General features: G+C 28.5%; 23 protein-coding genes. 21 read left to right on the top strand and 2 right to left on the bottom strand.

Features of this window, described 5'->3' with window-relative positions; genetic code table 11:
* Positions 1 to 7 precede the first annotated feature (7 nt).
* The 20 genes from Q3223_RS00820 to Q3223_RS00725 all read left to right on the top strand — a co-directional run bounded on the left by Q3223_RS00820 (position 8) and on the right by Q3223_RS00725 (position 21,284).
* On the top strand, positions 8 to 1,273 hold the full coding sequence (locus tag Q3223_RS00820; protein WP_074179775.1) for a dihydrolipoamide acetyltransferase family protein: 1,266 nt from the start codon (positions 8 to 10) through the stop codon (positions 1,271 to 1,273).
* A 123-nt stretch (positions 1,274 to 1,396) separates the two neighbouring features.
* Positions 1,397 to 2,794: an amidohydrolase family protein gene (locus Q3223_RS00815; protein ID WP_054277441.1), complete on the top strand. Its 1,398-nt coding sequence runs from the start codon at positions 1,397 to 1,399 to the stop codon at positions 2,792 to 2,794.
* Between the two features lie 26 nt (positions 2,795 to 2,820).
* Entirely contained in the window at positions 2,821 to 3,828 is a 1,008-nt protein-coding gene (locus Q3223_RS00810) for a dihydrofolate reductase family protein (protein ID WP_167640396.1), read from the top strand.
* Positions 3,829 to 3,887: 59 nt separating this feature from the next.
* On the top strand, positions 3,888 to 5,288 hold the full coding sequence (gene lpdA / locus Q3223_RS00805) for a dihydrolipoyl dehydrogenase (protein ID WP_407811461.1): 1,401 nt from the start codon (positions 3,888 to 3,890) through the stop codon (positions 5,286 to 5,288).
* A gap of 109 nt (positions 5,289 to 5,397) precedes the next feature.
* Positions 5,398 to 5,748 carry a TIGR03792 family protein gene (locus Q3223_RS00800; RefSeq protein ID WP_407811460.1) on the top strand — a complete coding sequence of 117 codons (351 nt, stop codon included), beginning with the start codon at positions 5,398 to 5,400 and terminating at the stop codon, positions 5,746 to 5,748.
* 71 nt (positions 5,749 to 5,819) lie between these two features.
* Complete coding sequence (locus Q3223_RS00795) at positions 5,820 to 6,053, top strand: hypothetical protein (protein ID WP_407811459.1); 234 nt, start codon at positions 5,820 to 5,822, stop codon at positions 6,051 to 6,053.
* A 182-nt stretch (positions 6,054 to 6,235) separates the two neighbouring features.
* Entirely contained in the window at positions 6,236 to 7,525 is a 1,290-nt protein-coding gene (locus tag Q3223_RS00790; RefSeq protein ID WP_407811458.1) for a hemolysin family protein, read from the top strand.
* Between the two features lie 28 nt (positions 7,526 to 7,553).
* On the top strand, positions 7,554 to 8,234 hold the full coding sequence (locus Q3223_RS00785; RefSeq protein ID WP_054271438.1) for an HAD family phosphatase: 681 nt from the start codon (positions 7,554 to 7,556) through the stop codon (positions 8,232 to 8,234).
* A gap of 101 nt (positions 8,235 to 8,335) precedes the next feature.
* Positions 8,336 to 8,875 carry a putative ABC transporter permease gene (locus Q3223_RS00780; protein ID WP_054271437.1) on the top strand — a complete coding sequence of 180 codons (540 nt, stop codon included), beginning with the start codon at positions 8,336 to 8,338 and terminating at the stop codon, positions 8,873 to 8,875.
* Positions 8,876 to 9,053: 178 nt separating this feature from the next.
* Positions 9,054 to 10,070: a Gfo/Idh/MocA family protein gene (locus Q3223_RS00775; protein WP_407811457.1), complete on the top strand. Its 1,017-nt coding sequence runs from the start codon at positions 9,054 to 9,056 to the stop codon at positions 10,068 to 10,070.
* 50 nt (positions 10,071 to 10,120) lie between these two features.
* Positions 10,121 to 11,092 carry a Gfo/Idh/MocA family oxidoreductase gene (locus Q3223_RS00770; protein ID WP_284182317.1) on the top strand — a complete coding sequence of 324 codons (972 nt, stop codon included), beginning with the start codon at positions 10,121 to 10,123 and terminating at the stop codon, positions 11,090 to 11,092.
* Between the two features lie 243 nt (positions 11,093 to 11,335).
* Positions 11,336 to 12,526 carry a D-alanyl-lipoteichoic acid biosynthesis protein DltD gene (gene dltD / locus Q3223_RS00765; protein ID WP_054271434.1) on the top strand — a complete coding sequence of 397 codons (1,191 nt, stop codon included), beginning with the start codon at positions 11,336 to 11,338 and terminating at the stop codon, positions 12,524 to 12,526.
* A gap of 120 nt (positions 12,527 to 12,646) precedes the next feature.
* Complete coding sequence (locus Q3223_RS00760; RefSeq protein WP_407811456.1) at positions 12,647 to 14,161, top strand: D-alanine--poly(phosphoribitol) ligase; 1,515 nt, start codon at positions 12,647 to 12,649, stop codon at positions 14,159 to 14,161.
* On the top strand, positions 14,161 to 15,309 hold the full coding sequence (gene dltB, locus Q3223_RS00755) for a D-alanyl-lipoteichoic acid biosynthesis protein DltB (protein WP_054271432.1): 1,149 nt from the start codon (positions 14,161 to 14,163) through the stop codon (positions 15,307 to 15,309). Before Q3223_RS00760 ends, dltB begins: the two co-directional genes overlap by 1 nt.
* An 18-nt stretch (positions 15,310 to 15,327) precedes the next feature.
* Positions 15,328 to 15,558, top strand: a complete 231-nt coding sequence (gene dltC, locus Q3223_RS00750) for a D-alanine--poly(phosphoribitol) ligase subunit DltC (RefSeq protein WP_003422749.1) — start codon at positions 15,328 to 15,330, stop codon at positions 15,556 to 15,558.
* Positions 15,559 to 15,773: 215 nt separating this feature from the next.
* Positions 15,774 to 16,559, top strand: a complete 786-nt coding sequence (locus Q3223_RS00745) for a DeoR/GlpR family DNA-binding transcription regulator (protein WP_407811455.1) — start codon at positions 15,774 to 15,776, stop codon at positions 16,557 to 16,559.
* A 257-nt stretch (positions 16,560 to 16,816) separates the two neighbouring features.
* Positions 16,817 to 18,727 carry a 2-aminoethylphosphonate--pyruvate transaminase gene (gene phnW / locus Q3223_RS00740; protein WP_407811454.1) on the top strand — a complete coding sequence of 637 codons (1,911 nt, stop codon included), beginning with the start codon at positions 16,817 to 16,819 and terminating at the stop codon, positions 18,725 to 18,727.
* A 299-nt stretch (positions 18,728 to 19,026) separates the two neighbouring features.
* A complete protein-coding gene (locus Q3223_RS00735) occupies positions 19,027 to 19,848 on the top strand; it encodes a polymer-forming cytoskeletal protein (RefSeq protein WP_284182315.1) in 822 nt (273 codons plus the stop codon).
* 40 nt (positions 19,849 to 19,888) lie between these two features.
* Positions 19,889 to 20,656, top strand: coding sequence for a polymer-forming cytoskeletal protein (locus Q3223_RS00730; protein WP_054271429.1), 768 nt, complete (start codon positions 19,889 to 19,891; stop codon positions 20,654 to 20,656).
* A gap of 7 nt (positions 20,657 to 20,663) precedes the next feature.
* Positions 20,664 to 21,284 carry a YhbD family protein gene (locus tag Q3223_RS00725; RefSeq protein ID WP_407811453.1) on the top strand — a complete coding sequence of 207 codons (621 nt, stop codon included), beginning with the start codon at positions 20,664 to 20,666 and terminating at the stop codon, positions 21,282 to 21,284.
* A 222-nt stretch (positions 21,285 to 21,506) separates the two neighbouring features.
* Here the strand turns inward: Q3223_RS00725 and rbr are convergent, their stop codons facing one another.
* Positions 21,507 to 22,094 carry a rubrerythrin gene (gene rbr / locus Q3223_RS00720; RefSeq protein ID WP_231301510.1) on the bottom strand — a complete coding sequence of 196 codons (588 nt, stop codon included), beginning with the start codon at positions 22,092 to 22,094 and terminating at the stop codon, positions 21,507 to 21,509.
* An 85-nt stretch (positions 22,095 to 22,179) separates the two neighbouring features.
* Positions 22,180 to 22,617, bottom strand: a complete 438-nt coding sequence (locus tag Q3223_RS00715; protein WP_054271426.1) for a MarR family winged helix-turn-helix transcriptional regulator — start codon at positions 22,615 to 22,617, stop codon at positions 22,180 to 22,182.
* Positions 22,618 to 22,720: 103 nt separating this feature from the next.
* Between Q3223_RS00715 and Q3223_RS00710 the strand changes: the two genes are divergently transcribed.
* Positions 22,721 to 23,719: a YhdH/YhfP family quinone oxidoreductase gene (locus Q3223_RS00710; RefSeq protein WP_284182314.1), complete on the top strand. Its 999-nt coding sequence runs from the start codon at positions 22,721 to 22,723 to the stop codon at positions 23,717 to 23,719.
* The last annotated feature ends 38 nt before the right edge of the window (positions 23,720 to 23,757 follow it).

Genomic DNA, 23,757 nt, shown 5'->3' with positions numbered 1-23,757 from the left:
ATAAGTCATGATTACAGAGGTTAAAATGCCAAAGTTTGGTCTTTCTATGGAAGATGGGACAATTGGTACATGGTTGATTGAAGAAGGTACCATTGTAAATAAAGGCGATGAACTTTTAGAAATTGAAACTGATAAGATAACTAATACAGTTGAAGCAACAGAAGATGGAGTACTAAGAAAAATACTGTTTGAAGAGGGGGAAGTTGTAAATTGTGGAGAAATAATCTGTATAATTGCAGATGCAAATGAAGATATTAGTGGACTTAATCCGACAGTTAAAACAAATATAGAGAAAGAAGAAGATACTCCAAGCTTAGAGCAGATAATAGAGGTAAAAAATTTGGAGATAGAAAAGAGAATAACTCCAAGAGCTAAAAAAATAGCTGAAGAAAAAGGCATTGACTATTCAAACATAGAAGGTACAGGAATACATGGAGCAATAACAATTGATGATTTGAAAAACTTCATGAATAAAAATCTAGAAGAAAAGGTAATTGAAACTAATCAAAGTGAAGTAGTTGAAAAAGGAGTACGGCAAGATGCTACATCTATTCCTCAAATTAAGAGCGCTAAGACAACTATAAGGGAAAATGATGTGGTAACTAAAATGACTCAAATGCAAAATATAATAGCAAAAAAAATGCACGAAAGTTTGTTGACAACAGCTCAAACTACTATTGCTACTGAACTAGAAATTACAAATCTAACTAAAGTATATAAAAGTTTAAAAGAAAAATATAAAAATGCAGGTATTAAACTGAGTTATACAGCTCTTATAATAAAAGCTGTAGCTCAAGCTCTTGAAAATCATCCTAAACTTAGAACACAAGTGTTTGATGAAAATCATTTTAAAATAAATGATGAGATTAATGTAGGTGTGGCTGTAGACATTCCAAATGGATTAGTAGTACCTGTAATAAAGAATGCAAACTTGAAAGACTTAAGAACAATATGTATAGAACTAAGTGATTTAAGTGAAAAGGCTAAAAATAATCAATTAAATCAAGATGAGATGAGTAATGGAACTATTACTATAACCAATTTAGGTATGTTTGGAATAACATACTTTACTCCAGTATTAAATACACCAGAAAGTGCAATTTTAGGGATTGGAAGTATAATAGAAAAAGTTCTTGTTAAAGAGGGTGCATTTTATGCTGGTTCTGTAATGAATATGAGCTTAACCCATGACCATCGAGTGGTAGATGGAGCTCCTGGAGCACGCTTTCTTCAAGAAGTTACTCAAAATCTCTTAGATTTTAGATGGATGTAAAATAATATTATAAGCACCACAGTAATCGACAGATAGTTTGTTATGCGTTTCTCGAAAGATTTTTTCTCTCCAAACTATCTGTCAAAATTAAAGTATGGCAGAAAATTATATGGAGGTTACTGCATGAGAAAAGTAGATTTGATAATTAAAAACGCTTATCTAATTTCAATGAATACGGAGAGGGAAATATTAAAAGATGCTTGTATAATAATTGAAAAGAGCAAGATAATTGATATAGGAAAAGCTAATTTGTTAGAAAAATATATTTCAGAAAAAACTATAGATGCTAAAGGTAAAGTAGTTTTTCCTGGATTCATAAGTACTCATTCTCATCTATTTCAGACTTTATTAAAGGGATTAGGAAGAGATAAATTATTACTAGACTGGCTTGATAGTTCTGTTAGAAGAGCTATCCATAAGATAGATGATGAATGTTGCTATTATGCAGCATTAACAGGGTGTATAGAAGCAATTAAGACAGGTACAACTACTATACTTGATTATATGTATTGTCATGGAAAAGAAGGTCTTGATGATAGCATAATACGAGCATTTGAAGACTTAGGAATAAGAGGAATACTGGGAAGAGGATTTACAGATACAAGTAAATTTCCTGAGGAATTTGGTTGCACTTATCATGATACAGAGCAAAAATTCTTTGATGATGTCAGAAGATTAAATAAAAAATATAAAAACCATTCAAGAATTGGTATGGCATTGGCACCTGGAATTATATGGGACAACACTGAAGATGGCTATAAAGAGATAAGAAAGATAGCTGATGAGCTTAATATACCAATAACAATGCATTTACTTGAAACTGAAGATGATGATAAATATTGTTTAGACGATAGAGGTATGAAAACTGTACCATATCTTGAAAAAATGGGGATTTTAGGCCCTGATTTTATTGCAGTTCATTGTATACATATGTCAGATGAAGACATAGAGTTATTTAAAAAATATGATGTCAAGATATCTCACAATCCTGTATCTAATATGGTTCTAGCAGCAGGAGTTGCACCAATTCCAAGGTTTATAGAAGAGGGATTAACTATAAGTCTGGCATGCGATGGTTCGGCTAGTAATGATACTCAAAATATGCTAGAAGTAATGAAGATGACTACATTATTACAAAAGGTTACTCATAGAGATGCAAAACTCTTACCTTCATCAAGTGTACTTGAAATGGCAACCTTAGGGGGAGCAAAATCTATAAATAAATTAGATTCACTAGGTTCAATAGAGGTAGGAAAAAATGCCGATATTGTAATTTATAACCCATATAAAAGTTCAATTTCTATACCAATTCATGACCCGATTAGTTCACTAATATATTCCTCTACTCCAAATAATATAGAAACTTCTATTATAGATGGAAAAGTGGTTATGGAGAATAATCAGATAACTACTATAGATGAAGAAAAGGTACTATATAAAACTCAACAAATAGCAAGTAAATTAATAGCTGATATTGGTCTAGGTAATGTACAGTGGGGAAAAAGAATTTATGGATTGTAAAACAATTAAGAGAGGATGGTAAGAGTATGAATAATCTTGAATTTTTCAGTATACCAAGAGGTAATTTAAAAATAGATGTATTAAATAGAAATGAAAAGATATTAAGTACAATAAAATCAAATTCTAAAGAAGATGTATGTATACCAGATGTTATAGAGTATTATACGGAATTATTTTTTCCTCAGGCAAGTGAAAAAAGACCATATACATTTTCTTCTATGGTTTTATCTTCTGATGGAAAGATGGCATATGAAGATAATAAGGCAGGCCCCTTGATTGGGAAAAATAATTTTATAGACCCAGATGGTGCTCTAGCAGATTTTTGGGTTTTAAATGTATTAAGAGCATGCTCAGATGCTGTGATTATTGGAGCTAGAACTTTACAAAATGAACCAGGAATAACATGTCATGTATTTGACGAAACTCTGACACAACAAAGAAAAGATTGTTTAAATAAAAAATATCAACCATGTGGGGTAGTAGTTTCTTTTGATGCTACAGATATTCCATTTAATCACTATACATTTAATGTTGATAAAAGCCAAGAATACAAAATGGTTATAGCTACATCTCCAAACGGCTGGGAGTATATAAAAGAAAACTCTCCTCTAAAACATGTGTGTATAGGAAGTTTTAGTTCAATTGAGGATGTTGATGATTGTACATTTGAAGAATTATATAAAGATTTTGATGTTTTTCCTGTGATTATAACTGGAAAAGATAGTACGCCAGATTCTGAGGTATTGCTTTATGTACTTAAAAATTTAGGTATAGAAAAAGTGTGTGTAGAATCTCCTTCATATTGCACACATTTGATAGAAAATAAGTTATTGGATGAATATTTCATAAATTATTCGATGGTATTTGTAGGTGGAAGAATGACTCCAGGTTGTACAATAGCTTATAGCCATTTAGAGCATCCACATTCAGAATTATTGACAATAGGAATTCATAGAAATAATTTTATTTTTACACGTCAAAAACTTCATTATGATATTAAAAATCAAATAGATTTAACAGGATATAAATATTGATAACAAAATTTTGGACATAGTGAATTAATATTTATGATTTAAAAGGAGGAATAGTGAAGATGAACACTGATTTAATTGTAATTGGCGGTGGACCAGGAGGATATGTTGCGGCAATTAGAGGAACTCAACTTGGATTAAATGTTGTAATTATAGAAAAAAATGAACTTGGAGGTACTTGCTTAAATACAGGTTGTATCCCCACAAAGACATTATTTAAGTATGCACAAGTTTTAAATTATTTTAAGCATGCTGAAGAATATGGTATAAAAGTTGAAAAATATGAACTAGACTTAGAAAAAGTACAATCAAGAAAGAAAAAGGTGGTAAAAACTTTAACCAGTGGCGTAAAAGGACTTTTAAAGGCTAATAAAGTAGTAATAGAAAAAGGTGAAGCAAAACTAATAAGTAGAGATTCTGTAGAAGTCAAATTGGAGGATGGGTCTAAGAAAATAATTAAAGGTAGAAATATTTTAATTGCATCTGGTTCAAAATCTTCTAAGCCACCAATAAAAGGAGCTAATTTAGAAGGTGTAATAACAAGTAAAGAAGCCCTAGAAATGAATAATTTGCCTAAGAAAATTGTAATCATTGGAGGTGGAGTTATAGGAATTGAGTTTGCAGGAATCTTAAACGAATTTGGTTCAGATGTGACTATTGTTGAGTTTTTGGATACTATAATTCCTATGGTTGATAAAGAGGTATCCTCTAGATTAAGTAAATTACTGAATAAAAGAGGAATTAAAATAATAATTTCATCAAAAGTAGAAGAAATATATAAGAATGGTGAAGGATTAGTTGCAGAGATAAGTAAGAATGGAGAAAAAACAAAAATAGCCTGTGACAATATACTTATATCAACAGGAAGGGAACTTGATGTAGAGGGGTTAAACCTAGAAGGTATAGGCATAAGATATGATAAAAAAGGAATAAAAGTTGATGAAAATTATTGCACTTCTGTACCAGAGATATATGCAATTGGAGATGTGATTGGAGGAGTGATGCTTGCACATGTTGCATCTGAAGAGGGGAAAGTTGCTGTTGAACGAATGGTAGGAGAGAAAACGAGTGTAGATTATAATTTAGTGCCAAATTCAATTTTTACTTTTCCAGAGGTGTCTACAGTTGGATTATCTGAAGAAGAAGTTAAGGATAAAAATTTAGATTATGTTGTCAGTAAATTTCAGTTTTCTGGAAATGGGAAGGCGCTTACAATGAATGATTCAGAAGGCATGGTTAAGATAATTGCTTCAAAGGATAAAACTACAATATATGGCGTTCATATTATAGGACCTAATGCTAGCGATTTAATACATGAGGCTGTGGTTGCAATGAAAGCTATGTTGACAGTTGAAGAAGTTGCAAGTATTATGCATGGACATCCAACTTTATCAGAAGCTTTTTTAGAAGCATCTATGGGAATATTAGATAAATCAATACACATGCCACCTGTGAGAAAATGATGTTGTAATAAATAAATGTAAGAATAAGAAGTGGTTATATATAGGTAAATTAAGTTGAAAATAGTTGTATAGAAAAAATAGTCAAATATTAAAGAAGGAAGTATATAATATGAAATTAAAAGTATTTGAAAAGCCTTTGTTTGTTGAAGAACTAACTTTCAGGGTAAATATCAACTTAATAGAAAAATACTTACAATTAGATTATGAAATTTGGGTTAAGGGTTTAGAATTATTAGAGGGATTTGCTGGTTCTGAGATATGGATTAGTGAAAGTAATCTAGGAGAAATAACATCAATAGTATATTGGACTGATTATAAGTATTATAAAAATATTGATGAAAATTGGCTCTATGCTAGAAAGAAAAAAATGTCTGAACTGATGGGTGAGGGAAATTTAGAGTTTATAAGGGCAGAACACGAAATCAATAAAAGGTACAAACTTGGAGAGTACAAAGAATAAGATTGAGTACCACTAAAAACTATACATAGATAATATTGTGGTCAAAATAAATATCGTTCAAGTTAGCTGATATGATGGGAGCTACAACGATTGTTACTATTAGAGCTATGAATAGAGAGGTTACAGATAAAGAATTAGAGTCTGCTACGATGGGAAATGCATTGACATCTATAATAGTATCTATATTTAGTTCAATACCAACTACACCTTCATGCATAATAGGAGGTGTTACTTTAGCCGATGGATTTATAATAGGTTCTCCTAGAATTTATTTGCTGATATATAATTTAAATAACCCCTTTTAATGTTTATTAGATAGTCTACCATAAATATTAAAAGGGGTTATTTGGTATATAAAAATTATTTGTAATAAAGTAAGATATATTAATAAATATGATAGAATATATATTATAAATTAAATTTTAGAAATATAAGGGGGGAACTTTGAGTTCTTATAGATTTCTTATATTATAAGAACCAATACTTTATGCGGGATTTATTAAATGTAACACTTATAGCAATACTTGTTTTGATAAATGCTTTTTTTGTAGCTTGTGAATTTGCTATGGTAAAGCTTCGTAGTTCCAGGATAGATACTATGATAGCTGAAGGCAATAATAATGCAATAAGATGTAAAACAATAAAAGACAATTTAAACTCCTATCTTTCAGCATGTCAACTTGGAATAACACTCTGTTCACTTGCATTAGGTTGGATGGGAGAATCTACAGTTAAAGAGTTAATTTTACCAATAATAAGTATCTTTAATCTTAGTGAAAGTATTATATATACCATATCAATTTCTATTTCATTTTTAATTATAACAATGGTAGAAGTTGTAATAGGAGAATTGGTTCCTAAAGCTTTAGCACTTTATAATACGGAAAAAATAATGTTAAGTACATCTTTTTTATTAATAGGATTTTATAAGTTAACATATCCAGTGATATATTTTTTTAACCTAAGTACTGATTTATTTCTTAAACCATTTGGATATTCACAAGCTGATGAGGTTGATGAGCCACATACAGGTGATGAAATAAGGTTATTAGTGGAAGAAAGTTATAGAAGTGGTCTTATAGATGAATCAGAACAAAGATTTGTTGATAATATTTTTGAATTTGAGGAAAAGAAAATTAGAGAGATAATGGTGCCTAGAACTGATATGGTATGTGTATATGAAAGTGATTCAGAAGAAAAGATATTATCTACTTTAAAAGAAGAAGGTGTCACAAGATATCCAGTATGTAGAAAAAATAAAGATGATATATTAGGTTTTGTACATATAAGAGATTTATATAATCAAAAGATAAATGAAAATAAAATTGAACTGAAACAAATATTGAGAGATATTATATACATATCTGAAAACTTAACTATAGATAAGGCTCTTGAGAGAATAAGAAAAGAGAAGCTTCAACTTGCTATAGTAGTTGATGAATATGGTGGTACATCTGGAGTGGTTACAATAGAGGATATACTAGAAGAGATAGTTGGAGAAATTCAAGATGAATTTGATAAAGAAGAGACTCATATTAAGAAAATAGGAGCAGGTTCTTATTTGGTTGATGGAACTGAGTCGATTAACTATATTAACAAGTATTTTGGGTTTGATATAGAACATGATGGGTTTGACAGTATAGGTGGATGGATATCCTATATGCTAGGTTCAAATATTAAAGTAAATCAAAGTGTGACTTTTGAAAACTATAATTTTACAATATTAGAATTGGATAAATTGAGGGTTGTAAAATTAATCATAAAAAGTGTAATATAATTATATCAAAAAATATTGGAGGAATTGTATGCAAAAAGTAGAAGGAATTATTTTTGATATGGATGGAGTTTTGTTTGATTCAGAGAGAATATCTCTTGAATTTTGGATAGAGACATTTGAAAAGTATGGATATACTATGACTAAAGAAATATACACATCAGTTATGGGAAGAAATCGTAAGGGTATAATAGAAGGTCTTACAAATATATACGATAGTTCTGTTCCAATAATAGATTTGTACGATGAAAAAACTAAAAACATGATTGAATTTATGGATAGAGAAGGAGCACCTATTAAATTAGGAGTTAATGAATTAATCTCATTCTTAAAGGAAAGTGGATATAAAATGGCTGTTGCAACATCTACAAAAAGAGAAAGAGCAGTAAAGAGGTTAGCCAAAGCAAATTTAAAAGAGTACTTTGATGCTATAGTATGTGGGGATGATGTTGTAAACTCTAAGCCAAATCCAGAAATATTCTTAAAAGCAGCAAAAAAAATAAATATAGAACCACAAAATTGTATTGTTATAGAGGATTCCCCTATGGGTGTGGAAGCTGCATATAATGGTGGTATAAGATGTATAAATGTACCAGATTTAAAAGAACCAGACGAACAGATTAAAGCACAATCACATAAGATACTTGAAAACTTATTAGAGGTTAGAGAATACCTAAAAAGTTTGAATTCTAAAACATGTAATAATCTATAATATAAAATATTAGATTAAATAAATTAAATATAATTTCTTCGATTTAGAATAAATCCATGAATATGAGAAAAAATAATTATAAACAACTAGGAGGAATATTCATGGATAATGCAGGTTCTCTATTATATTTTTTATTTAATTTTTTCTTGTATGGTTTTATAGGTTGGATAATTGAAAACTTATACAGTTATTATACACAAGGACATTTTCAAGAGGATGGATTTTTAAATGGCCCATTTAAACCAATGTATGCAATTGCAATGTCGATTATAATAGAAGTCTCAAGATTTATTGACCCAAATAATATATTTGCATTGCTTTTATTATGTTTAGTGGTACCAACAACAGTAGAATACATTACAGGTATACTTATGAAAATATATTTTAATAAGGTATATTGGGATTATTCTGATTACAAGTACAATAGTAGAGGAATAGTATGTTTAAAGTTTTCTATGTACTGGACTATACTGACTTTTATTGGGGTAAGATATTTTCAAGTATATATAATTGACAATTTGTATCGACTTATAATGCCTTATTGGCCAATTCTTGCAACTGTACTATTGGTAGCACTGTTTGTAGATGAAATTTTTACTATAAAACTATTGAGAGGAAATAGAGATATAGTGGAAAGGTAACTTTAAAAGTATAGGTTAAACTTAGATTGTAGTAGAAAGAAAGCTATGTTAAAATGATGAAATCATTTAAAATTAGCTTTCTTTTTTATTTGATGAATTTATTTGAGAATATTATAATAGGTTATAAAGTTTTCTATTTAAATCAAAATAAAATATAGAAAATAGGGAGTGATTTATAATGAGTAAAGTAAGATTTGGCATTATTGGGACAAGTAATATAGCAAAAACATTTCTAAGAGCTGCTTTTAGGATTAAAGAATTTGAATTGGTTGCTGTATATTCAAGGGATTTAGAAAGAGCTAAGGAATTTGGAGAGCCATATGGAGTAAGTATTTTTTTGGATGATTTAGAAAAAATGGCTAAATCAAGTGATATAGATGCTATATATATAGCTTCTCCAAATGCTATACATTCAAAACAAGCTCTTACTTGTCTAAAATACAAAAAACATGTACTTTGTGAGAAATCATTAGCATCTAATTTAAAAGAAGTAAAACTGATGATAGAAACAGCTAGAGACAATAATGTACTTCTTATGGAAGCGATGAGAATTACATGTGTTCCAAACTTTAAGGCAGTTAAAGAAAACTTATATAAAATAGGAAAGATAAGAAGATACTTTGGAAGTTATTGTCAATATTCTTCAAGATATGATAAGTATAAGAATGGAATTATAGAAAATGCTTTTAAAAAAGAGTTATCGAATGGTGCATTGATGGACATAGGAGTGTATTGTATACATCCAATGGTAAATCTATTTGGAGCTCCAAAATCAGTAAAGGCAACTTCTCATATACTTCAAACTGGAGTTGATGGAGAAGGCTCAGCTATATTTAAATACGATGATATGGATGCAATAATTCAGTATTCAAAAATAGCTGATTCTTATATACCATCTGAGATACAAGGAGAAGAGGGAAGTATAATAATTGAAAAACTGAATCTATTTGAAAAAGCTATTATAAAGTATAGAGATGGAAGAGAAGAAGATATATCTATTTTAAAAGAAAAAGAAGAGGAAAAACCTAGAGAAATAGAAGGTATGTACTATGAACTTGTTGAGTTTATAAGTCTTATAAATAACAATAAAATAGAGTCTAAAATAAACTCTTATGAAAACTCAATAATTGTAATGGAACTTATGGATGAGATAAGAAGACAATGTAATATTGTTTATCCAGCTGATAGTATGTAATTTATATTGTAAAGTATTGATAATATATAAAAAAGTGTGAGGAGATGTATATGTATAATATAAAGTGGGCTATATTAGGACCTGGGACTATTGCTTTAGAGTTTGCACAAGCTATGAATGAGTTAAATTGTAGTATGTATGCAGTTGCTTCAAGAAGTATCGAAAGAGCTGAGAATTTTGCAAACAAGTTTGGGATAGAAAAAGTGTATGATGATTATGATAAAATGTTAAAGAATGAGGATATAGATGTAGTGTATATATCTACTCCACATTGTAACCATTATGAATATATAATGAAAAGCTTAGAAAATGGAAAACATGTTTTTTGTGAAAAAGCTATAACGGTAAATGGAAGTCAACTAAGAGAGATTGTAACCTTAGCTAACGAAAAAAATTTGATAGTGGCAGAGGCAATGACTATTTATTACATGCCTTTATATAAAAAATTAAAAAACATAGTAGAGTCTGGAAGTTTGGGAAAAATTAAAATGATACAAGTATCTTTTGGAAGTTGTAAAGAGTACGATGTTAATAATCGATTTTTTAGTCAAGATTTAGCTGGAGGGGCATTACTTGATATTGGTACATATGCACTTTCATTTACTAGATACTTTATGTCAACTCAACCAAATGAGATTTTAACAACTGTTAAAAACTTTGAAACGGGTGTAGATGAACAATCTGGAATAATTTTAAAAAATTCTAATGATGAGATGGCTGTAATATCATTAACTATGAGGGCGAAGATGCCTAAAAAAGGTGTTGTTGCAGGTGAATTAGGATTTATAACTGTAGAAAATTTCCCAAGAGCATCGAAAGCAACAATAACTTATACAGATGATGGAAGAGTTGAAAATATAGAATGTGGATATACAGAAAAAGCTTTAAAATATGAAATTGAATATATTAATAATTGTATCTTGAATAAAATAAAAGCTGATACTATAGAATTGTCTATAGATGTTATGAACTTAATGGATGAGATAAGAAAACAATGGGGATTAAGGTATACTTTTGAGTAAATTTAATTTTAGATTAAGTTAAAATGTATACATAGTTAAGTATTAAAATGTCAAATTATAAGTATAAAAAAGTACTAAGAGGAAACTCTCTCTTAGTACTTTTTTTTTGTTTTTTTTACAATTTTGTAACAGTATCAAAAAAAGTTTTGGCGATTTTATTACAATTTTGTAGTTGAATATATACATCAAAACTAATATGATTAATAATAACATAAATTTGAATATTTTTAGAGGAGAGAAAATATGAGAAAATTGATATACTTTATTACTCCGTTTATAATAGGCGTAGTATTTTTATTTGGGCTAGACAAATTTCTTGATTCTAAAACTGATGAACTTTTGAGGGAGAAAAATCTACTTCCAATTATGGATGATACTTTAAGTGATATAAAGGACAAAGGTGTTACAGCAAATAATCATTTTTTAAGAGAAAAGGATATTATGATTTTGGGGTCATCAGAACTTGGTAATTCAACAAAACAACATCCAAAGTACTATTTTAATACGGATAGGAGTAAAAACAAGGTGTTTGCAATTGGGAGAGCCTATACTCAGACATTACAAGATGCTGCAATATTAGGAAGTATGAATCCTAATATTGATAATAAGAAAGTTGTCTTGTTAGTTTCTATGCAATGGTTTATGGAGAAAGATGGGGTAACAAGCCATCATTATCAATCTAGATTTTCACCAATACAATTTTATAGATTTTTAGATAATCCAAAGATATCTAGAGAAAATAAGATTGAATATGCAAAAAAATCAAGCAAACTATTGTGGGGAAGTGACGAGTATAAAGCAGAGGCACTATATGCAAAGCTATATGAACCTAAGACCTTGTCAGAAAAAGCTGAGAAGGTGATTTTAGAGCCTTATTTTCAAGGAAGAAAGTATTGTATAGCTCTTAAAGAAAAAGGGATACTTTATAAAAAATTAATTAGGCTAGATGAAAGAAGAAAAGGAAAAAGAAAAGGGCCAATAAATTGGTCACATGAGAGAAAGAAAGCTATTGAAGATGCTAAAAAAAGAGTTGGTAAAAATCCACTAAATATTGATAAATATTATTATCAAATGCATTTTAAGGATGGTATAGAACAATTTAAAGGAAGAGACAAAGACGTAGATTTGTTAACTTCTAAAGAGTTTGACAGTTATAAACTTATGCTAAATGTCTGTACTGACTTAGATATTAAGCCAGTTGTTGTACTAATCCCAAGTATGGGTAAATTCTATGATTTGACTGGTATATCTGAAAAAGAAAGAGACCAATACTATGATAAAGCACAAAAAATAGCAGAAAGTAAGGGTTTTGAAGTTCTAAATCTTAAAGATAAAGGGTCAGATAAATATTATTTAAGAGATGTAATGCATCTTGGTACGAAAGGATGGGTAGATGTCTGTGAGAGATTATTTAAAATATTTAAAGAGCAATAAAGAATTGGTAACTAGTATTTGTTTAACTATGGTTATAATATTGGCGATAGGAGTACTAACATTTACTCCATTTAAAGAATTGCCATTTATTTATAACGGATTTTAAAGGAGCATTTTTATATGAAAATTATTGAAGGAATAAAAAAATATTCAAATACAGATAGAATAGCACTAATGTGTAATGGAAATAAACTTTCTTATAAAGATTTAAATCAATATTCAGATGCTATATCAGTTTTTCTAAAAGATGTATACAAAGAAGAAGATACTCCAATAGTGATTTATGGAAATAAAGAAAATATGATAATGGCGTGTATGATAGGAGCTTTAAAATCAGGTAGAGCATATGTACCTCTTGACATTAGTTTTCCAATAGATAGAGTTTTTGAAGTTACTAAAGAGATAAAACCAAAGGTATTATTTAATTTTAGTGATGAAAAAGATTTTGGAGATATCAATGTAATTGATATGAACAAGCTAAATGACATAATAAATGAATATCAAGGAAAATCATTACATAAAGAAAACTGGGTAAAAGATGATGAAAATGCATATATACTATTTACTTCAGGAAGTACAGGAAAGCCAAAAGGGGTTCAAATAAGTTCAAACAATTTAGATAGCTTTTCGGATTGGATAAGTCCATATCTAAATATAGATGGAAGTGAAAAAGTAATAATGAATCAAGCGGCGTATTCTTTTGACCTTTCAGTTACAACTATATATCCTGGTCTTATTCATGGAGCGACATTATTTTCAATATCAAAAGATGTATTAGCAGATTATAAAGAGCTATTTAGACAGTTTAGCATGTCAGATATAGCTATATGGGTGTCAACTCCTTCTTTTGCAGGTGTATGTGTAACAGAAAAAGAATTTAATAGTAAAATGCTTCCTAAACTTGAGTCAATGATATTCATAGGAGAAGCACTTTCAAAAAATCTTACTAAGGAACTTATGAGTAGGTTCCCAAATACAAGAGTCATCAATGGATATGGACCAACTGAAGCTACTGTTGGTGTAAGTGTAAATGATATGACTAAAGAAGCCATAGATGATGAAAAAAGTCTTCCAGTTGGATATCCTATGTCAAACTGTAAAATAAAAATACTTGGTGAAGATGGAAATGAGCTTGAAGAAAATGAAAAAGGTGAGATTATAATAATTGGACCATCAGTTTCTAAAGGTTACTTTAATAATAAAGAAAAAACTGACGAAGTATTCTTCTATGATGAAATAGATGGTGTAAAATGGAGAGCTTATAAAACTGGAGATATGGGATATCTTCTAGATGGAAATATATACTATTGTGGGAGAAAAGATTTTCAAATAAAATTAAATGGATTTAGAATTGAAATAGAAGATATAGAGAATAACTTAAGAAAAGTACATAATGTAAAAAATGCAGTAGTTGTACCAATATATAAGGATGAGAAAATTGCTTACTTAAAAGGTATTGTTGAGTTAAATGAAAAGAATGATTTAAGTAACATTAAAAATGGGATGATAATAAAAAAGGAATTGGGAAAATATATACCTTCATATATGATTCCAAGAAATATTTCAATAATCTCTAAGTTTCCAACAAATATCAATGGTAAAATAGACAGAAAGAAACTTATGGAGGAAATTTAATGATTTTTTCACAGTATGGAGATTATTTTTATCTTTATATATTATTATTAACATCAATACCAGCAGTGATTTTAGGTCTAATGGGTAAGAATATAAAGTATTATGGTATGTTGGCAAGTTTATTTATGATATTCTTAATTGTAGGGATGGATGTCCAACTAAAATACCTAGTAATATTTATTATTCTTGAAGTTATAATAGTTAAAGGATATGAATATGTAAGAAGAAAAACTAAAAATAAATACATATATTGGGGATTCTTGTTTGCATCAATGCTCCCAATAATAATAAATAAAATATCTCCAGTTACTTCTTTTGGGATAATTGGATTTATTGGAATATCATACTTAAATTTCAGAACTATACAAATGGTTATTGAAATTTATGATGGAGCTATAAAAGAAGTTAAAATTTCAAAGATGCTTTATTTTATGCTATTTTTTCCAACATTAAGTTCTGGCCCTATTGATAGGTCAAGACGTTTTGAGCAAGATTTGGAAAAACAAATATCTAGAAAAGAGTATCTAGAAGAATACTTACTGCCTGGAATAAAAAATATTGTTATGGGTGTAGGTTATAAGTTTGTTATAGCATTTTTGATAAATACATATTGGGTATCCAGAATACCTAAAGATATGAGTTTTATAAATATTTTAAGTTACATGTATGCATACAGTTTATACCTATTCTTTGATTTTGCAGGGTATAGTTTGTTTGCTATAGGTGCAGGATACATATTTGGAATACAAGTACCAATAAACTTTGATAAGCCATTTATGAGTAAAGATATGAAGGAATTCTGGACAAGATGGCATATAAGTCTTTCAAGATGGTTTGGAGATTATATTTTTTCAAGATTTGTTATGTCATCAATGAGAAAGAAAAGATTTAAGAAAAGAACTACTGCTGCTCATGTAGCTCAGATGATAACCATGATAACGATGGGATTTTGGCATGGATTAACATGGTATTATGTTGCTTATGGAGTATATCAAGGGCTGGCACTTGTTTTGACTGATATATATCAGAGAAAATCTAAGTTTTATAAAAAACATAAAAAAGAGAAATGGTTCGAGAGAGTTCAAATTTTCATTACATTCCACATTGTATGTTTTGGATTACTGATATTCTCAGGTTATTTAGCTTAATTTTAAGGAGGCAGATTTATGCAAGAAACAGTTATAGAAATATTTGAAGATGTATTAGGGACTGATGAGATAAGAGAAGATTTAGACCTTAACTTATTTGAGACAGAGCTTTTAGACTCATTAGCTATAATTGAAGTTTTACTTGAAATTGAAAATAGACTAGGAATAGAACTTCAGCCAACTGATTTAGAGAGAAAAGATATGTCTACTGTAAATAATTTAGTAAAATTCTTGGAAACAAGAAAATAAATTAATAATTAAGTTTTAAATATTAATTTATAAAATAAAGTTTTATAAAGTCCATCTGATATTAATATTTGATGGACTTTTTTTATTATAATATACATTATTTTAAATTGAACTTTAATTGAGTGAAAATGTTTATCATGGAATAATAATTTTGTAAAGGTAGGTATCATTGTAATATTATAGGAGCAAAATATACATATTTAGGAGGAAAAGTGATGTCTTTAAATTCAATAGATAGAAAAAAAGAAATACTTAAATTATTAGATTCAAAAGGTAAAGTAAATACAAAAGAGTTAGTAAAAAAACTAGAGGTATCATCAGAAACAATAAGAAGGTATTTAGAAGAGTTAGAAAATGAAAATAAATTGAAAAAGGTTTATGGTGGTGCTATAAAAATAAATTATGGGGTGATTGAACCAGCACATATAAAGAGAAATAGTACTAATTTGGATAAAAAACAGAGTATTGCTAAATATGCATCTAAATTTGTGAATGATAATGAATCAATTGTCATAGATGAAGGTACTACTAATTTACAAATTGTGGATTATATAGTATCTGTAAAAAATTTAAAGGTTATTACAAGTTCTTATCCTGTACTATCAAAGTTGATTTCCTATGAAAGTCAAGGTTTATTTGATGGGGAAGTTATATTTATTGGGGGAAAAGTAAATTTAAAGCATCAAAGAACAGCATGTCAAATGTCAATAGAGACTATGAGAAACTTATATGTGGATAAAGCCTTTATATCTAGCGAAGGTATACTTGATAGCTTTGGAATTAGCAGTATAGACCAAAATAAAGCATTATTATCAAGAGAATATATAAAAAATTCAAAAGAGAGTTTTATATTGTGTGATAGTTCCAAAATTGGAATTGTCAGTATGTATAAGATAGCAGATTTAGAAGAATTGGATTTTGTGATTTGTGATACAGAACCTCCAAATGAATGGAGAGATAAATTAAATGAAATAAACATAACATGGATAGAAGCAAAATAAATACAATAAAATTATAAAATGTAACTAGCTCATAGATTTATATGAAAAAGGAAATTTCAACTTATAATTTGGAGTTTTGTGAAGTTTTTATATAGAATAGTAAAAACAAGTATAACCAAGTAAAAACAACTAAAAACATAAATTTAATATACATTTAACCTGAATATGATGTATAATTAACATGTAAAAGTTATACTTTAAAAGTAAAAACAATTAAAAACACAAAAATTCTAAAAGAATCTATGGAGGCTATAAATATGAAAAAGATATATGGAGAAAAAATAAAGGCAGTAGTATTTGATTGGGCTGGAACAACAGTTGATTATGGATGTTTTGCACCTCTTAATGTATTTATAGAGATATTTAAAAGAAGAGGTATAGATGTAACTATGGAAGAAGCAAGAAAACCTATGGGAAAATTAAAGATAGACCATATAAGAGAAATGTGTGAAATGGATAGAATAAAAAACCTTTGGTCAGAAAAATTTGGCAAAGCACCAACTGAAGAAGACGTAAATAAGCTTTATGCTGAATTTGAGCCAATGTTATTTGAAACATTAGAAGAATATACAACTCCAATTCCTCATGTTGTTGAAACTGTTGAGAAATTAAGAAAGAATGGATTAAAAATAGGTTCTACAACAGGTTATACAAGAGAAATGATGAACATAGTCGAACCAAATGCAGCAAAAAAAGGATACTCACCAGATTTTCTTGTAACTCCATCAGAAGTATCTCAAGGAAGACCATATCCTTGGATGTGCTATAAAAATGCTGAAGCTCTAGGGGTATCTCCTATGAGTTCTATGGTAAAAGTGGGAGATACAATCAGTGATGTAAAAGAAGGCGTAAATGCAGGAATGTGGAGTGTTGCTGTAATAAAAGGTTCAAGTGAGTTAGGACTTACACAAGAAGAAGTGGATAACCTGGATAAAGAAGAACTAAAAGCTAAGATGGATGCAGTTTCAAAGAAATTTAAAGAAGCAGGTGCACATTTTGTAATAGAGACTATGGCTCAATTAGAAGATGTCTTAGTGAAAATAGAAAATGAAACTATTAAGTCAGACTTTGTACCAGAAAATGATTACATATTGCTTACACCAGGACCACTATCTACTACTAAATCAGTAAGAGCATCTATGCTAAAAGACTGGTGTACTTGGGATGTTGAATATAATGACTTAGTGCAGGATGTTAGAAGAAGATTAGTGTCTCTAGGAACAAAAAATACAGATAAGTACACAAGTGTATTAATGCAAGGAAGTGGAACTTTCTCAGTAGAGGCTACAATAGGAAGTACTATTCCAGAAGATGGTAAACTTCTTGTAATTGCAAATGGGGCATACGGAAAGAGAATGAAAGATATATGTAATTATTTAAATATAGAATTTATTGATTGTACATTTAAAGATGTAGAGGCAGTTGATTTAAATGTAGTAGAAAATTTATTGAAGGAAAATAAAGATATAACGCATATATCAATGGTTCACTGTGAAACTACTACAGGTAGATTAAATCCTATACAAGAAGTAGGAAAACTTGCAAAAGAATATAATAAGATTTATATAGTTGATGCTATGAGTAGTTTTGGAGGAATTGAGATTGATGTTGAAGACTTTAATATAGATTTTCTAGTTAGTAGTTCTAATAAATGTATACAAGGAGTACCTGGATTCGGTTTTATAATAGCTAACAAAGAAGAATTAGCTAAATGTAAAGGTATAGCTAAGTCATTGTCTCTTGATGTGTATGCACAATGGGATACTATGGAGAAGAATAATGGTAAATGGAGATTTACTTCACCTACACATGTTGTAAGAGCTTTTTATCAAGCATTATTGGAGTTAGAAGAAGAAGGTTCTGTTGAAAAAAGATATGCTAGATATAAAGAAAATCAGTTTACAATAGCATCAAGATTAAAATCTTTAGGTTTTGACACTTTGGTAAATGATGGTGCTCAATCACCTGTAATAACAACTTTTTTATATCCTAAAAATGCAAAATTTGAATTTATGGAATTTTATACGTATTTAAAAGAGAATGGATTTGTTATTTATCCAGGAAAATTGACTGATATAGACACGTTTAGAATAGGTAGTATAGGAGAAGTTTATCCAACTGATATGGAGAGATTGGCTGATGTAATCGAAAAATTCATCAATATGTAGAATAGGATGAATTGTAAATTATTGTAGAGTTTAGAGAATAATATTTTAGAGGTTTATATAACAAATATATATAAAGATTGAATAATAGGGATGTATTTCACTTAAATCATAAATCTAAACAATTTAGATTTATAGTTTGAATAGAGTGTTTTCCCTATTATTTTTTTATTATTTATATAAATTAAAATAGAACTTAAATGAAGGTTGTTTTACTGAACATAATTATTATACTTGACAACGTAACAATGTTTTGTTATATTAGTTTCAAGGATAAAATACATTAAGGAAAGGATATCATTATGAATGAAGGATTAAGTTCACTAAACTTTAATGGAGTTGGAAAGTGTAAAGGTGGAATTTTTGATAGTGTTAATGTAGCAGGAACAGGAAAAATAGAAGGAAATATAAAATGTAGTAAATTTGATTCTTCTGGTTCAGCAAAAGTGCTTGGAACAACAGAATGTAATGAATTTTTTACATCAGGTCTAAGTAAAGTAGAAGGAAATATATTGGCATCAAAAGTGGAGATATCTGGACTTCTTAGATGTACAGGAGATATTAATTCTATTGAAATTGATACGGGCGGAATTATTAATGTCGAAGGAAATATAAAGTCGGATATTATTCATGGAAAAGGATATTTAAAGGCCAATAAGAATATAGATTGTGAAAATATCAATTTAAGTGGAATTTTAAATTGTAACGGATTTTTAAATTGTGAAGAAATTAATATTAGTTTGAATGGAATTTCTAATTTTAATGAAGTTGGAGCAAGTAGGATAAATATAAAAAAAGGTCATGGAGACTATTGTAAAAAGTTTCGTATGTTGGAGAAAAAGCCTATAAACTTTGAAAAAATATCTTCAAATTTAATAGATTTAGGTCTATTATCAATTAGAACATATACAGAAAGTAAGTTATTTGCAAATATTATAGAGGCAGATGAAATAAGCTTAGAAAATAGTGAAATCAAGGTTGTAAGAGGCAAAAATATTAAAGTAGGTAAAGGTTGCTATATAGAAAGTTTGGAGTACAGTGAAAGTATAGAGATTGATGAAGATTCAATAGTTGCTGAAATAAAGAATATAAATGAGACAGTAAACTTAAAGAAAGATAAGTAATAAATGGTTTTAAAAATAAAATTTAAAATGAGGTAATAATATGGAAAAAGGGTCTATAAAAATACTTGGAGAAGGATTTATAAGTAGCGGGGAATATGAAAGCATAAAAATTATGGGAAGTGCTAAATCAAAAGGAAATATAACAAGTGATGAAGTAAAAGTGTTTGGAGATTCAAAGTTTGAAGGTGATATAAATATAAAAAACTTTGTTGTAAATGGAAAAACTGTTATAAGAGGTAATCTTAAAGCTGAACGTGTAAGGGTGAATGGTCAACTTAGTATAGATGGAGATGCAGAAATAGATGACTTGGTTATAACTGCTCAACAGAAAGTTGATGGTAAACTGAAATGTAATAATGTTACAATAAAAGGACAATTAAGTGTAAATGAAAATATGTATGCACAAGATATAAAAATATATGGTGAAATGAGAAATAAAGCAAATATAGAATGTGAAGATATAAAGGTATATGGAGCTATAAAATGTGATGGTCTTTTAAATGGAGAAAATATATATGTTTATTCAGGAGGAGGCTCTTATTGTAAGGAGATAGGTGCAACTAATATACAAATAGGAAGAAGTAAAAATGCTTTTCAATTGATTAAGATTATCAATATTTTTTCTGGAAAATTTAAATGTGATTTGATAGAGGGAGATACTATTGAATTAGAGGATGCATCAATAAAAGATATACGTGGGAAAAATATATCTTTAGTAGATAATTGTGATGTTGGAAATATTGAATACAGTGATAATTTATCAGTTTCAGATAATTCTACTGTAAAAAACAGTATAAAGGTGGGCTAGAGAAACTATGGAAGAATTAATATCTAAGAAAGATTTACTGAGCAAAACTAATATATCTTATGGGCAATTATATAGATGGAAGAGAAAGAATATTATACCAGAGGAATGGTTTATAAAAAAATCAGCTTTTACAGGTCAAGAGACTTTCTTTCCAAGAGATAAAATACTAGAGAGAATAGAACTAATATTATCTATGAAAGAAGAGACTTCTCTTGATGATATTGCAAATATGTTTATGAAAAAAGATACTAATAAAGAGTTTGATATTGATTTTATTCTCAGTAAAGAAGTCATATGTAATTACACAAAAGAAATATTTCAAAACTTATATAAGAAAGAACAGAATATAGGTAAAAAAGAACTACTTATATTGAATATAATAGAGAAATTTTTAGTTAAATCAACGATAACCTTTGAAGAATTAAAATTAATAGTGAACATAATAGAAGAAAATTTTACAGCAATATACAATGAAAGTGGTAAAATTTATTTATTTAGAAAGTTTGGAGTTCCATTTGTAGTGGGATGTTTAGATTATAAAAAAGTAAGGTTTGAAAAAGATGTAGTTAAAATTATTGAAATCGATTTGATGAAAGAAATAAATGATATTAGTATAAGATTATCATAGTAGGTTATCCTATCTAATTATCTCATATAAATTTAGACGATGTATTATAGTTTTGAAGGAATAATAAAATGAACCATAAAGGATTACTATAAATGTTCAAAGTATATTTTATATCTATAGTAATGTTTATGGTTCATTTTATTGTTATCAAGACAATATGGTATTTATAAAAATGTTTGCTATAAATATCATAGATTATTTAAATACAATGATTCTCTTAGTCTATTCAAATAATGAGTTTTTAAAATCTAAGAAATATCCTTGTGGATGAAGACATACAGGACAAGCCTTTGGTGCTTCTTTACCAACATGTATATGTCCACAATTTGTACATATCCATTGAATATCTTCATTTCTTCTGAATAAAGTACCTTCTTCTAAGTCAGTAGCATATCTACCAAATCTATCACCATGAACTTTTTCTATTTCAGCTATGTTTTCAAATAATTTAGCTATAGCTTCAAATCCTTCTTCACGTGCTATTTTACCAAAATTCTTATATACATCATCCCATTCTTGAAGCTCATTATGTTGTGCAGCTTTAAGATGTTGTGCTGTTTTGTCGTATAAATCTACAGGATATGCTCCTGATATACTTATGTTTTCACCAGAAAATTCTTTTAATTTAGTAAAAAATTGTTTTGCATGTGATTTTTCTTGGTCAGCAGTATAATTAAATAAAGATTCTATTATATACAACCCTTCTTTTTTTGCTACAGATGCAGAAATATTGTATCTATTTCTAGCTTGACTCTCTCCTGCGAAAGCTCTTAATAAATTTTCTTTAGTTTTACTATCTTTTAAATTCATATTCTACCTCTCTATCACAATAAATTTTTACAATATTTAATTCTTTTTATTTATTATTCCAATAGAAGATATAATTATGCTAAGTTTAGTCAGCATTTTTAAAATTGTCATTGATTTTTTTTAAAATTCTAAGAAATTCTTGTTTTTCATTTTCTGTAATATTATGGTATGCAGTGTCTTTTACTTGTGTTGAGATACAGTCAAAAGTATCCTCTATAAGTAATGCCTTTTTTGTAAGTTTTATATATGTAATACGCTTGTCATTGGCACATTTTTGTCTTTCTATATATCCTAGATTTATGAGTTTATTAACCAACACTGTGACAGTGGACTTATCCTTTCCTATTTTAGTTGCAATTTCCTTCATTGTAAGTATTCCATTGTTTTCATAAAGTGCAGTTAAAATATTTCCATGAGTAGGTATTAATTCATCTAGACCATTTTGACTAAGTTTATTTTCAATGAATTTAACCATATTAGCCTTTGTTTTACTTATGAAATGTATAATATATTTATCTTCCATAAATTAATCTCCAATCCTTAATTTATTTAAATTAGTTTGACATAAAACTATTTATAAACTATAATTAGTTTAACATAAAACTAATTGTATTGGGAGGAAATTTATGAATAAAAAATTTAAATCATTATATATTACAGAAGAAGAAGGCGGTTTTAAGAGAAATATAATTGAAAGAGAAATAGATTCATTACCAGAAGGAGAAGTTATAATAAAGGTAAAATTTTCTTCTCTAAATTACAAAGATGCACTTTCTGCAAATGGAAATAAAGGTGTTACTAGAAAATATCCACACACACCAGGAATTGACGCATCTGGGATAGTAGAATATAGTAGTTGTGATGATTTTAAGGTTGGAGATGAAGTTTTAGTAACAGGTTATGATTTAGGTATGAATACTTCTGGTGGTTTTTCAGAATATATAAGAGTTCCTTCTAGCTGGGTAGTGAGGCTTCCAAAAGACCTTTCATTGAAAGAAGCAATGGATTATGGTACAGCAGGATTTACAGCAGCTTTATCTGTATATAAATTTATAAACTCTGTAGATAAAGATATGGGAGATGTATTAGTTACTGGTGGTACTGGAGGAGTTGCAGTAATTGCAGCTAAAATATTGATTAAATTAGGTTATTCAGTTGTAGTTTCAACAGGAAAATTAGAAGAACAGAAAGATGTATTATTAAATTTAGGTGTTAAAGATGTTATACATAGGTCAGAAGTGGATGATAACTCAGGTAGACCTCTACTTAGACCAAGATGGGCTGGAGTAATAGATACAGTAGGAGGTAATACTTTATCAACAGCAATAAAGACAACTAATTATTGTGGAGCAGTGACAACTTGTGGTAATGCAGGTGGAATTGAGTTTACAAGTTCAGTGTATCCATTTATCTTAAAGGGAGTTACTTTATATGGTATAGATTCTGTAGAATGCCCAATGAATGTAAGATTAAAGATATGGGATTTATTATCTAATGAATGGAAATTAGATGATTTAGACGATATGGTAAATGTAGTATCATTAGAGGAATTAAATAATAGTATAGATTTAATAATGGCAGGAAAGCATGTAGGAAGAACAGTAGTTGATTTAGAAAAAATGTAGATAGCCAAATTAAATTTATAAATATAATTTTAGAATAT

It is taken from the genome of Clostridioides sp. GD02367 (genome assembly GCF_045900275.1).
GTDB classification, from domain to species: Bacteria; Bacillota; Clostridia; order Peptostreptococcales; family Peptostreptococcaceae; genus Clostridioides; species Clostridioides difficile_A.
This window is presented reverse-complemented; position numbering and strand designations above follow the sequence as displayed.

Excerpts from the sequence above, each read along its gene's own strand:
- Q3223_RS00820 (WP_074179775.1), top strand. The coding sequence starts at position 8 with ATGATTACAGAGGTTAAAATGCCAAAGTTTGGTCTTTCTATGGAAGAT.
- Q3223_RS00815 (WP_054277441.1), top strand. The coding sequence starts at position 1,397 with ATGAGAAAAGTAGATTTGATAATTAAAAACGCTTATCTAATTTCAATG.
- Q3223_RS00810 (WP_167640396.1), top strand. The coding sequence starts at position 2,821 with ATGAATAATCTTGAATTTTTCAGTATACCAAGAGGTAATTTAAAAATA.
- lpdA (WP_407811461.1), top strand. The coding sequence starts at position 3,888 with ATGAACACTGATTTAATTGTAATTGGCGGTGGACCAGGAGGATATGTT.
- Q3223_RS00800 (WP_407811460.1), top strand. The coding sequence starts at position 5,398 with ATGAAATTAAAAGTATTTGAAAAGCCTTTGTTTGTTGAAGAACTAACT.
- Q3223_RS00795 (WP_407811459.1), top strand. The coding sequence starts at position 5,820 with ATGATGGGAGCTACAACGATTGTTACTATTAGAGCTATGAATAGAGAG.
- Q3223_RS00790 (WP_407811458.1), top strand. The coding sequence starts at position 6,236 with ATGCGGGATTTATTAAATGTAACACTTATAGCAATACTTGTTTTGATA.
- Q3223_RS00785 (WP_054271438.1), top strand. The coding sequence starts at position 7,554 with ATGCAAAAAGTAGAAGGAATTATTTTTGATATGGATGGAGTTTTGTTT.
- Q3223_RS00780 (WP_054271437.1), top strand. The coding sequence starts at position 8,336 with ATGGATAATGCAGGTTCTCTATTATATTTTTTATTTAATTTTTTCTTG.
- Q3223_RS00775 (WP_407811457.1), top strand. The coding sequence starts at position 9,054 with ATGAGTAAAGTAAGATTTGGCATTATTGGGACAAGTAATATAGCAAAA.
- Q3223_RS00770 (WP_284182317.1), top strand. The coding sequence starts at position 10,121 with ATGTATAATATAAAGTGGGCTATATTAGGACCTGGGACTATTGCTTTA.
- dltD (WP_054271434.1), top strand. The coding sequence starts at position 11,336 with ATGAGAAAATTGATATACTTTATTACTCCGTTTATAATAGGCGTAGTA.
- Q3223_RS00760 (WP_407811456.1), top strand. The coding sequence starts at position 12,647 with ATGAAAATTATTGAAGGAATAAAAAAATATTCAAATACAGATAGAATA.
- dltB (WP_054271432.1), top strand. The coding sequence starts at position 14,161 with ATGATTTTTTCACAGTATGGAGATTATTTTTATCTTTATATATTATTA.
- dltC (WP_003422749.1), top strand. The coding sequence starts at position 15,328 with ATGCAAGAAACAGTTATAGAAATATTTGAAGATGTATTAGGGACTGAT.
- Q3223_RS00745 (WP_407811455.1), top strand. The coding sequence starts at position 15,774 with ATGTCTTTAAATTCAATAGATAGAAAAAAAGAAATACTTAAATTATTA.
- phnW (WP_407811454.1), top strand. The coding sequence starts at position 16,817 with ATGAAAAAGATATATGGAGAAAAAATAAAGGCAGTAGTATTTGATTGG.
- Q3223_RS00735 (WP_284182315.1), top strand. The coding sequence starts at position 19,027 with ATGAATGAAGGATTAAGTTCACTAAACTTTAATGGAGTTGGAAAGTGT.
- Q3223_RS00730 (WP_054271429.1), top strand. The coding sequence starts at position 19,889 with ATGGAAAAAGGGTCTATAAAAATACTTGGAGAAGGATTTATAAGTAGC.
- Q3223_RS00725 (WP_407811453.1), top strand. The coding sequence starts at position 20,664 with ATGGAAGAATTAATATCTAAGAAAGATTTACTGAGCAAAACTAATATA.
- rbr (WP_231301510.1), bottom strand. The coding sequence starts at position 22,094 with ATGAATTTAAAAGATAGTAAAACTAAAGAAAATTTATTAAGAGCTTTC.
- Q3223_RS00715 (WP_054271426.1), bottom strand. The coding sequence starts at position 22,617 with ATGGAAGATAAATATATTATACATTTCATAAGTAAAACAAAGGCTAAT.
- Q3223_RS00710 (WP_284182314.1), top strand. The coding sequence starts at position 22,721 with ATGAATAAAAAATTTAAATCATTATATATTACAGAAGAAGAAGGCGGT.